General features: G+C 29.5%; 7 protein-coding genes. All 7 read right to left on the reverse strand.

The window, feature by feature from the left end; translation table 11 throughout:
* Positions 1-3: 3 nt before the first annotated feature.
* Entirely contained in the window at positions 4-1,011 is a 1,008-nt protein-coding gene (gene trpD / locus LJD32_RS02840) for an anthranilate phosphoribosyltransferase (RefSeq protein ID WP_227391729.1), read from the reverse strand.
* On the reverse strand, positions 1,004-1,582 hold the full coding sequence (locus LJD32_RS02845; protein WP_227391728.1) for an anthranilate synthase component II: 579 nt from the start codon (positions 1,580-1,582) through the stop codon (positions 1,004-1,006). Before LJD32_RS02845 ends, trpD begins: the two co-directional genes overlap by 8 nt.
* Entirely contained in the window at positions 1,566-3,038 is a 1,473-nt protein-coding gene (locus LJD32_RS02850; protein ID WP_227391727.1) for an anthranilate synthase component I family protein, read from the reverse strand. The genes LJD32_RS02845 and LJD32_RS02850 overlap by 17 nt, the downstream gene beginning before the upstream one ends.
* A 366-nt stretch (positions 3,039-3,404) precedes the next feature.
* Complete coding sequence (locus LJD32_RS02855) at positions 3,405-3,899, reverse strand: glycoside hydrolase family 125 protein (protein ID WP_227403801.1); 495 nt, start codon at positions 3,897-3,899, stop codon at positions 3,405-3,407.
* Between the two features lie 15 nt (positions 3,900-3,914).
* A complete protein-coding gene (locus LJD32_RS02860; RefSeq protein ID WP_317989751.1) occupies positions 3,915-4,043 on the reverse strand; it encodes a glycoside hydrolase family 125 protein in 129 nt (42 codons plus the stop codon).
* A gap of 730 nt (positions 4,044-4,773) precedes the next feature.
* Entirely contained in the window at positions 4,774-6,240 is a 1,467-nt protein-coding gene (gene malQ, locus LJD32_RS02865; RefSeq protein ID WP_227391726.1) for a 4-alpha-glucanotransferase, read from the reverse strand.
* Positions 6,241-6,364: 124 nt separating this feature from the next.
* Positions 6,365-11,992: a beta-N-acetylglucosaminidase domain-containing protein gene (locus tag LJD32_RS02870; protein ID WP_227391725.1), complete on the reverse strand. Its 5,628-nt coding sequence runs from the start codon at positions 11,990-11,992 to the stop codon at positions 6,365-6,367.
* Between the last annotated feature and the right edge of the window lie 131 nt (positions 11,993-12,123).

A 12,123-nucleotide genomic window follows, 5' to 3' on the forward strand; every position in this document is an offset into this window, starting at 1 on the left:
CTCCTATTTGTTTGATTCTTTTATAAACTCTTCTAGTTTTTCATTTGCCTTTCCACTATCAATTAACTTTGCTGCTAAATCAATTCCTGCTTGTAAAGAATCAACTTTACCACCAATATATAAACCTGCCCCCGCATTCATTAAGACAGCTGTTCTAGGTCCACCTTGTTTACCATTTAAAACATCTCGTGTAATTTGAGCATTTTCTTTGGGAGTTCCTCCAACAAGTTCATCTTTTAAACATCTTTGTAAACCAAATTGTTCAGGTGAAATTGTATATGTTTTAAATTGTTTCTCATTAATTTCACAAACAAAAGTTTCATTAGATGCTGAGATTTCATCTAAACCATCTCTTCCATAAACCACCATAGCTCTTTTAACCCCTAAATTACTTAAAACTTGAGCAAGTGGTTCAACTAATGATCCATCATAAACTCCCATTACTTGATAAGTCGCTCCTGCTGGATTCGTAAGTGGTCCTAAAATATTAAAGACTGTACGAATACCTAGTTCTTTTCTTACTGGTGCAACATATTTCATCGCTAAATGATAGTTTTGAGCAAATAAGAAACAAATATTAATATCGTTTAATAATTCCTTACTTCTTTTTTCATTGATTGTAATATCCACCCCAAGAGCTTCTAAACAATCTGCTGCGCCACTTTTTGAACTTGCCGCACGATTTCCATGCTTAGCAACTTTAACACCACCACTAGCAATCACAATAGATGAAGTTGTAGAAATATTGAAAGAATTTGATCCATCTCCTCCAGTTCCTACAATTTCAAGAACATCTTGATCATTCAATAACTTCACACAATGTTCTCTCATTCCTTTAGCACTTGCAGTTATTTCATCAATTGTTTCACCTTTTAATGAAAGTGCTGTTAAATAAGCAGCCTTTTGAATATCAGAAGCTTGATCATCCATGATCTCATTCATACATTCATAAGCTTCTTGATATGTTAAATCTTCTTTTTTTGATAATTTAATAATTGCTTCCCTAATCATTTTGTATCTCCTTTAAAAAATTTTCAACTATTTTTTTACCTTCTTTTGTTAAAATCGACTCCGGATGAAACTGTAACCCATAAACAGGATAGTTTTTATGACTGATTGCCATGATTTCACCATCACCGCTTTCCCCTATAATCTTCAAACATTCTGGTAAATTTTCTTTTTTAGCAGCTAAGCTATGATATCTAGCCACTGCTGTCTTTTCCCCGATTCCCTTAAAAATTGGATTTGTAGTATCTACTTTAATTATTGAAGACTTTCCATGCATGACGCTTTGAGCATAACTTACTGTTCCTCCAAAAGCTTCAACAATTGCTTGATGCCCTAAACAAACTCCCAAAATAGGATATTTCGTATAACATTTTTGAACAACTTCTTCAATAATACCCGCTTCACTCGGTTTCCCTGGACCTGGTGAAATAATAATACATGATGGCTGAAGTTCTTCTATTTCTTCAACTGTCATTTCATCATTTCTTATAACCTTGATATCTTCATCGATTGAACCTATCAATTGATAAAGGTTATAAGCAAAACTATCATAATTATCAATGAGTAGAATCATAATCAATACCTCCATCTGCCATCTTGATTGCTTCAACAACCGCACCTGCTTTATTTAAACATTCTTGATATTCATTTTCAGGAACACTGTCATAAACAATTCCTGCACCACTACAAATAGAAATTTCATTATTTCTTTTATAAGCTAAACGAATACCAATACATAAATCCATATTTCCTGTAAAATCTAAATAACCAATCGCTCCTCCATAAATACCTCTTTTATTTTGTTCTAATTGATTAATGATTTGACATGCCCTGATCTTTGGTGCTCCTGATAAAGTACCTGCAGGAAGTAAAGCATCAACTGCATCTAAAGCATCATATTCTTCTTTAATTTCACTGCTAACAACACTTGCTATATGGATAACTTTTGAAAACTTTAAGATATCCATATAAGATACCACATGTACACTATTGAATTTAGAAATTCTTCCTAAATCATTTCTTCCTAAATCAACGAGCATATTATGTTCAGCTAATTCTTTTTCATCTTTTAATAAATCATCTATTAATTGTTGATCTTCTTGATCATCTTTTCCTCTTTTTCTCGTTCCAGCAATTGGAAAAGTTGTTAACTTTGTTTCCTCCAATTTAATTAAAGTTTCTGGAGAAGCTCCAGCTACTTCAATATTATCACTTGCAAAATAGAACATATAAGGTGATGGATTCGTTGTTCTTAAAACACGATAGCTATCAAATAATGAACCTGTTGCTTTTGCATAAAGTCTATTTGATAAAACAACTTGGAAGATATCACCTTCTTTAATATAATCAATACCTTTTTCAACCATTTGACAATATTCTTCTTTAGAGAGAACTGGTTTAAAATCTTCTAATAATTTTAATGGTTGAACAAGTGTTTTAACATGTTTTCTAATAATATAATCTAATTCATCTAATTCTTTGATTCCTTTTTTATAATTCTTTTGTAAATCATTTGTTCCAATATTAACAATTAAAATCAACTTTTGCTTAAAATGATCAAAACAAATAACTTTATCAAATAACATTAAATCAACATCATTAAAACCATTATCTTTTTGATTTTTAATAATTGAAGGTTCGCTATATTTGAAATAATCAAAACTAAAATAGCCAACTAAGCCTCCTGTAAAAGTAGGAAAACCCTCTAATTTTAAACTACGATGTTCATTTAAAACTTTTCTAATATATTCTTTGGGATGTGTCACTTTAAAAATCTTATCATCCACTTTCATCATCTTGTTATAACAAGTAATTTCGCTTTTAGGATCAAATCCTATAAAAGTATATCTTCCCCATTTATTTTTATCTTCATGACTTTCTAACATATAAACATGTCTAGAATATTGTTTTAATTTTCTCATTAATTCTATAGGTGTAATCATATCACTATAGATTTCTTTTTTTATTGGAACTAAATCATACTGACTAAGATCCATTTCTTCTAACATTTCTAAACTTGGATAATACATATAATTCCCCCTAATAATTAAAAAAACCGTCTTGAAAGTTAAACTTTCAAGGACGGTTATGTCCGCGGTGCCACCTTGATTCATGATACACTCATGCACTTTACTAGATGCTATCACATCTATGACTACTTACGTAAGCCTTACGTCAAAGAATACTCAGCTAATGCCTTTCCTTTTGCCCTCAGTGGTCCATTTAATAGACTGCGTTCTGTTTGCTTCCACCATCCAAACTCTCTATAAGTGCACGTTCTATTTTTATCTCCACTTCATCGGTTTCACTTATTGTATGTATTATAAATCGGTTTTAAAAATAAAGTCAACATTATTAAATAATGTTTTATTTTTTGTACACTTAGGTATATCCTTTTATTTTACAAAATATGTTTGATATACCAATTCTGCAAACAATGAATTAGCCCATGCAAACCAAGATCTTGTATATTCACTTGGTTCATCCTTATTAAATCCCTCATGACATAATCCTTCATTATTACTTGTTTCTAAAATCAAATTAATCATTTTTTTAGCTTCTTCTTTAGTCCCTGTTAATCCTTGCATTGATAAAGCAATATGCCAAATATAATTTTTAGGAGTATGTGGACTACCGATACCACTTGCACAGGTTCCTTGATAATAATAAGGATTATGATGGCTTAAAATAAATGATCGTGTATGTTGATAAAGTGTATCCTCCTTTTTACAATAGCCTAAATAAGGCATAGAAAGTAAAGATGGTACGTTAGCATCATCCATCAAACAATAATTACCGAAGCCATCCGTTTCATAAGCGTATATTTTTCCAAACTGAGGATGTAAATAAATTCCATAACATTGAACTTGTTTATTAATAAGTCCAGCAATTAGATCTGATAATTCTTAATCTTGAGCTACAAAAGGTAAATAGTGATTCACTTGAGCTGAAGAATCTCTTAACCACATGGCGGGAATGTCTCCTGTAATGATAAAAGTTTCATCATCATTCATCTTTTTTAAAGTTGTTTCAATTGTTTAAACAAAACATTGTTTAAACATTTTTAATAATTGGGGATTGTCTTTTAAAACATAATCTGCCTCTTTTAATACTTTTTCTATTTGTATTGTCCTCATAATTTTCTCCTCTTTTTCTTATTATATAATGAAATAAGAAAAATATATATTTTAAATTATTGGTAAAACATCATCCTTTTCTTTATTCAATCAAATTTTATTTTATAAAATAAAAAAAGACCTTTTGGTCTTAACTCCAAGTCTATGTACAAATTTAGAATGTTGTTGTCAAAAAAATATTTAAGGAAGAAAAACCTGTTCATGACTTGTCTACAAAACTTATTATATTTTTTTCTTTTTAAAAATCAATTTTATTGTCATAATTAAAAAAACAAAAGCGATTACATCTCCTAAAATTTAAAAAAAGTAGTTTTTATCGCTATTTTTTAGGATATATAAATAATAAGTATGGTATTTATTTCTACAATTATTTCATATAGAAATAAAAAAAGACCATTCGGTCTTTACTTCAAGTCTATGTACAAATTTAGAATGTTGTTGTCAAAAAAATATTTAAGGAAGAAAAACCTGTTCATGACTTGTCTACGAAAATTATTATATTTTTTTCTTTTTAAAAATCAATTTTATTGTCATAATTTAATAAATAAAAGCGATTACATCTCCTAAAATTTAAAAAAAACCGCTTTTATCACGGTTTTTTAGGATATATAAATAATAAGTATGGTATTTATCTTTTAGCTTTCTTTAACATTTTTTGAATTATTTGTATTTGATTTTGATAATCATCAAATGAAGTAAGTTTATAAGACCAGTTATGTGGACCTACTGTCCCTGGTAAATTAATACGAGCTTCTTTGCCATAGCCAAGTAGATCTTGTAAAGGAACAATAGAAATCACTGCATCACATTCAAGTGTATATGCAAGCATATCTTCCACAAGATTTTCTCCTATATATCCTAGCCCCTTCATAATTTCTTTCATTCTTTCTTTATCATCTAATTCTTCATACCATTGTTTAAGAGTAGCATTATCATGTGTTCCTGTATAAACAACACAATGTTGAGGAATTTTATATTTAACTTTTCTTTCATCTTCTCCAAAAGAGAATTGCATAACTTTCATTCCTAATAAATCATAATGATCTCTCAGTTCATGTACTTGTGGACGTAATTCTCCTAAGTCTTCAACAATCATATTAAGTTTAGGCAATTGTTTATAAACTGAATCTAAAAAATGATAACTTGGTCCTTCTATCCATTTTCCTTCTCTTGCTGTAGCACTTCCATAAGGAACTGACCAATATGTATCAAAAGCCCTAAAATGATCAACTCTTAAAATATCAAAAATTTCATTATTCCATTTTAATCTTTTGATCCAAAAATTATATCTTGTTTTCTTTAAATAATCCCAATCATATAAAGGATGTCCCCATAGTTGGCCATCTTTTGAAAAATAATCAGGTGATGCTCCAGATACGAATTTAGGATAAAATTTATCATCTAATTGAAAACATTTACGATACTCATAAACATCCGCAGAATCATCACCTACATATAAAGGTAAATCTCCCATGATAGATATTCCTTTTTGATGTGCATGTATTTTTAATAAATTAAATTGTTTTACAAAAATATATTGAAGAAATTGAATATAATCAATTTCTGCTTCTAATCCTTCATTACTTCCTTTAATATTTTGATCTTCATCATTCCAATCTACCCAAGGTAAACCTTCGTTTGCTTTATTTAAAGCCATAAAACGCGCATATTTTTTTAACCAAAATGTTCCTTTAACAAAAGTACGATATTCTTTCTTTAATTCTTTATCTTTTAAGAAAACTTGATAAGCTTTTCTTAAATAACGATCTTTAAATAAACGTACGCGTTTATAATCAACTCTTTTTAAATCTTGTAAATAGTTAGGAACTTCATCTAACAAATGCCAATCTTTTAAAAGTTCTAAAGAAATATATATTTCATCACCAGCAAAAGATGAATAAGGAGTATAGGGTGAATTCCCGGAGCTTGATGGATTTAATGGTAAAATTTGCCAAATAGAAAAACCTGCTTGAGCAGATAAGTCAACAAATTCATAAGCTTCTTTTCCTAAATCCCCTATTCCATGTTTTCCTGGTAAACTAAATAACGGTAACAAAATACCAGCTTGTCTTTGATCAAGTGCTTTTAATTCCATGATTTTCACCTCTTCTTTAAATATACCATAAAAAAAGCGTCTTCGCTTATGAAAACGCTATCTTTTTTAGTTTTAAAATGAAAAGGTTCTATTTTCTTAATCTTGAAAATAGAAACCTTTTATTTTAGTCTTCTTTTGTTCTTTTTCTTAAAGATACATAAACGATTGCTGCCATTAATGCAAATGTTGCAAATGTCCATGCAGATGTTGAATCACCTGTTTTCACTTTGTTATTTGTTACAACTTGAGGTTTATGAGCAGGTTCATTTGTATCTGTAGTGATTGTTGGTGCTTTTTCTAATGCATTAATAGCGTTTTGTAATTCACCTACAAGGGCATCGACTTCTTCTTGTGTCATTTCTGATGAATTTTCTAATTTCTTAGAAATTTCAGTAACAACATCTATTAATTTAGAATAAGATGCTTCTGTATATTTTTTACTATCTAATTGTTTAATTTGATCTAATAAACCATGGATACCATCTAAATTACCACGTTTAACAAGTTTTTGAGCAGCTTCTTTTAAAGTATTAGTTAATGCTTGAACGTTATCACTTGTGTTTTCATTTTCTAAAGCAGCTTTTACATCATTGTAAACTTTTTCAAATTCTTTCCATGATGATGCTGTATAATCTTTTTCTTGATATTGATCCATTAATGCTTTTAATGCATTTACTTCATCATCTGTTGCTTTTAAAACTAATTTTGTTCTTGCATCTTTTAATTGTTTTAAAGCTTCATCTAATTGTTCTTTTGTTGCATCTTCTTGTTCGATTAATGTTTGTGCATTCTTTAATGCTTTTTTAAATGAATCAGCAGTAAATGTTAAATATTTATTTGTATCTAACTTATCTAATTCATTTGATGCAATATAATCTTTTAACTCTTTTTTACTTACTGATACTTTTGTTACTAATTGAGCTTTTGCTTTTTGTAAAGCATCTACCATATCAATAACTTCTTTTTCAGTAATTGTTGTTTCATCCTTTTTAATGAATTCTTGAGCAAGTTTCACTTGATCTTGTAAAATAGCCCATGTTTCACTTGTATAATCTTTTTCTTTTAACTTGTTAATTGTATCAAGTTCATCTTTAACACCTTGAATATCTCCACGTTTAACAAGATTTGCATAAGCAACTTCTAATTCAGCTTTTGCATTTGTAATAGCATCTAATTCACCAGCTTGTTTATCTAAAACTTTTTGAGCTTGTTTTAATGCCTTTTCAAATTCTTTATAAGAATCTGCTGTATATTTATTTTGTTTAACATCTAAAAAATCAATATAACTTTGTAAATCATTAGCTGCTGTTGAAGCATATTCATCATCATTTAACATAATAACTTCTGAAATTGTTGGAATTTGATTTTCATCCCATTCAATCTTTAATTCATAAACGTTTCCTTCAGGCATATAGAATTCATTTAATGATTTTTTAAGAGTTCCAACTTGAACCCATTTCTTTCCATTTTCACCATCTACAAGAACAGATACTCTTGCATTTGAAATTTCACCTTTTTGAATAATATGCATTTTCTTAACATCTAAATCACTTGATAACGTATAAGTAATGCTTCCAGCTTCTTTAGAACCTGGTCTATAAGCTGTAGATAAATCTCCATCAAACATATATTGAGGAATAAATCCATTTGCTTCTACAGTTGAAGAAGTATATGTTGGATCATTTGAAACTGGTACATATTCTCCATCATTGATAACAATTTCATTGAAAACAACAGCTCTATTATTATTTGTTGCTGTCATTAAGATCTTTAAGTAACGTGCTTTAACATTATTAGCAGTTCCTTCTACATAGACTTTATTTGGATATGTGCTTGATGCTTTATAACCTGCATCTGAATCAATACATTTAACCCCAGCATCATTTGTATTTTCAACACCATCTCCAATAGTAATAACTTTTGTCCAGTTTTCTAAATCATCTGATACTAAAATATCAGCATCTCTAATATAGTTAACTGCACTATCTTGGCAATACATTTGAATTTTAGAAATTGTTCTTTCTTGTCCTAAATCATAAATAATATATTGTCCTCTTTGTGGAAAATCACCAAATTCTGTTGTTGAATCGATATTACCATCAAAAGCAGCACCATTATTTCTAGTATCTTCACCAACACCCCATGAAGGATTAATATTCATAGTTGCTTTATATAAATATGGTGCTGTAATTTCATTTGAATGTACTTCAAAATGATTAATTGTTAATTTAATAGCTTTGTCTGTTTTATTAATTAATCTTACATATCTTCCATCTGGAAGTTCTTTTTCTTGACCTGTTACAGTTGTCCATTCAACACCATTTTTTGAAACTTGTAAAGTTGCTCCTTGACCATTTTCATAATCAATATTGAATGTACTTAAATCTTTGATTCTTGATAAATCAACACCAACGTATTGACCTTTTTCTAAAGTAATTTCTTGATTATAGATCAATTCTGTAAGTGCTTCTTCACTTTGTGAAGCTAATCTATAATCTGTATTTGTATAAACATTAGCATTATTGAAATCTTCATCTGGATTATATGCATTTACTGTAAATTCAGAGAAAATAACCCATACAGCTCTCTCTTCTTCATTCACTAAACGAACATAACGTGCTTTTAAACCATAGAAATTTTCATCAATTGTATCTTTTCCATTAGCTACACCTTGATATGTTTTATAAGTAGTCCAGTTTTGGTTGTCATTAGAGTATTGTAAACTATATTTTTCCCATTTATCTCCTGCACTGCGGTCTCCACCGATAACTGCATGAATTTTACCAATAGCTGTTTCTTTACCTAAATCCCAACCAATATAATCACCTTTTCTTGTTCTATCACCTGAGGTTCTAAAATCTAATGCTGTTGAACTATCACCATCTGTTAAATTATCTACTGTTCCTTGATAAATTCTCCATGTATCTGTATACATAAATGTTGCATTGATTTGTCCTGGATCAGCCATTTTAAATGTATTGACTTTCCACCAATATCCTGCTGTATTACTTTTTAAATTTAATTCTAAGTTTCTAATACGAACTGCTTTTGCTTTAATATTTTGACTTGATACATCTAATTCAACAGAAGCATCACCATTATATTCTTTTAATACTTTCCATGTTTGACCATCCGTTGTATATTCGATGACATATTTTTTTGATTTATCTGTTCCTGCATCTTGTCCAAAATAAATTGTACCTAATGTTTTTGCTTTTTTGAAAGTTAATGTAATACTTGCATCAACTGGTAAATAATCTTTAATTTCTCCACCTTTATAAGGACTTTCAGCAAAATGAGCATAAGTAGCATTACTGTCATCTAATAAATTATTTAAAGAACCACCTTTAAGTGTCAATTTATCGACAGATAATGTACCTGGATCTTCTTCAGTTACTACTTCATCTGCATTAACAGCAATATCTCTAATACCTAACCAAGTATTCGCTTTATCTTCAGTAGCAATCATGCGAATACCTTTAACCCCTTTTAAATTTAAGTCAGTTAAAGCTACATCATTTGGTAAAGTATATTCTTGATTATCTAAATCAACCCATTTTTTACCATCTGTTGTATATTGCACTTTAGCTTTAGAAAAAGTATCTTTTGAATTTGAATTTGTTCCTAATCTAAAAGTCACTCTATCAATATCAATTGCTTTTGAATAACTAACGCCTACATAAGTTCCTTTACTAATTGTATTTGGTGTTTTATAAACAATTTCAGTATTGGCTTTATTATCGAATACATTATCAATATTACCTGTTGGACTATCATTACGATTTGTAATAAATTTAGTGACTTGTTTATTTGGATCAACAATAGTTGAAGCAATATCTCCTAAATAAGAATCCATTGCTTTAATAAATGGTACGATATGTTGTACTCCTACTTCTGCATATTCTAAATGATCAACATAATTGAATCCATATGTTTTTGATTTTTCAAAAGCAGCTTGTCCAGTAGAATATAGATCCCAAATCTTATCATTAGCTTCTTCATCTTGTACAGCTTTAACAGCTTTAAGATAATTTATTGCTGCATCTGCTGTATCATCCCAACAGTTTAACCAATATACAATTTGATCTTTTATTCTTATATCACCTGCTTGTGCTCTATATGTAGCACTAGCATTTTTTAAGATTGTAAATTCATTGATCAAATCTTCAAATTGCTCATCACTGATTGTTGTTCCATTTGTAAGAGCTTCTTTGAAGCTTGTTAAACGATCTTTTAAATCTACTGATTCTTGTAATGCTGTTACACGACCATCCATATTTTGATTGATCATATGTTTTGAAAGTTCTCTTAAAGCAGCTGATGCTTGAGTTTCAATAGCGCTATTATGATCGACATATTTAAAGGAAGCATTCCAGCATTTTTGAGCTTCTTCTTCACTTTGCCAAATATTCCATGAGTAACATGCATTCCCAAAAATTGCAACTTTACTTGGCTCAGATTGTTGCATTGGATTTAAAACGATTCCTTGAATCTTATTTGGATCTACACCAGGGTGTAAAAATGTTGTATATCCACCCATAATTAAGTGTTTTTTAGAGTTATCTGTACATGGCCAGTTGATCCACATATAAGGGCCACGCCCTGCATTATTTGTAAAAGTTGTTGTGAAGTTATTTGTAACTTCTCCCCATACTCTACCACCAGTCATAACGATTTGAATATTTGCTGGGAAATTTTGATAATAACTTTCACCATTATACATATATTCTTGTGTACAGAATGGTAATGTTAATTTTAAATCTGGATATGTTTTTTGCATTTCTTTTAACCATGCTGTCATATCAGTTAATGTTTTTGTATAGTTAGCACCACCAACATTTCCAGCATCATCTGCTAAAATAGCAATTTGACGAACACCTGCTTTAATAACTTGTTCAAATTTAGCTTGTAATACTTTTAAGTCTGCTTGATAGTTTTCTTCACTATTATACCTGATGGCATTATACATATATGGATGTAATGCAAATACAAAACGACATTTTGATTTATTTCCTGCTTCAGCAAGAGGTTTGATTTTTGTTTCAATTTCTTCATCTGTATAAAGTTCACGCCATTTGGAGTTATGTTTAGGATCATCTTTAGGAGCATAGAAATAAGAATTCAACTTGTAGTATCCTCCCCATTCCATTAATTTCATACGATCCGTAGTAGACCATGGATTTCCATAATAACCTTCAATAAATCCACGACTAGCAACATTAGCATAATCTTCCATTGTAAAATTACGGATATTTGTTCCGTCTAATTGTTTAAAGATATGATACAAACTTGTAAGACCATAAAAAGCCGCATCTGTATCTTTACCTAATACTGTAATTGTTCCATTATCAACTTTTAATAAGTATGAATCTAATTGATCAAATAATTGGGTTGTTTTTACTGAATAATGTTCACCAACATATTGATCAACATATTGATTTGAATCTTTAATACCTACTAAAATGTTTGTTTGGTCTTCTTTTACTTCTTCAGAAGTACTTGCTTTTATATTTTTAATAGCTAATACTTCATTCATTCTATCCTTTGTATATTTATCAATACCATCTTCATAGACAACATTGACAGTAGATGTCATATCAAATGAACCATCTTGATAATCCATCATATGAGGATTTGGATAGACTTCATAATCATTTTCCAAAGCACTGACGATTGGATAAGAGTGAATACATCCAATTGACATTAAAAATGCAAGTGCTAGAGAAACAATTCTCTTTACCTTTTCTTTCATATTCTTCTTCCTTTCTTATTTACATTACTGCTCCCTTAAATGAATAATGTAATCTTAATTTGCAAATACAAATCAAAAAATAAAGACCAAATAAGATACACTAAAAAAGTGTAAGTTATTTGGTCTTGCCT

The sequence above is a fragment of the Faecalibacillus sp. TM498 genome, from assembly GCF_020589955.1.
GTDB lineage: Bacteria > Bacillota_I > Bacilli_A > Erysipelotrichales > Coprobacillaceae > Faecalibacillus > Faecalibacillus intestinalis.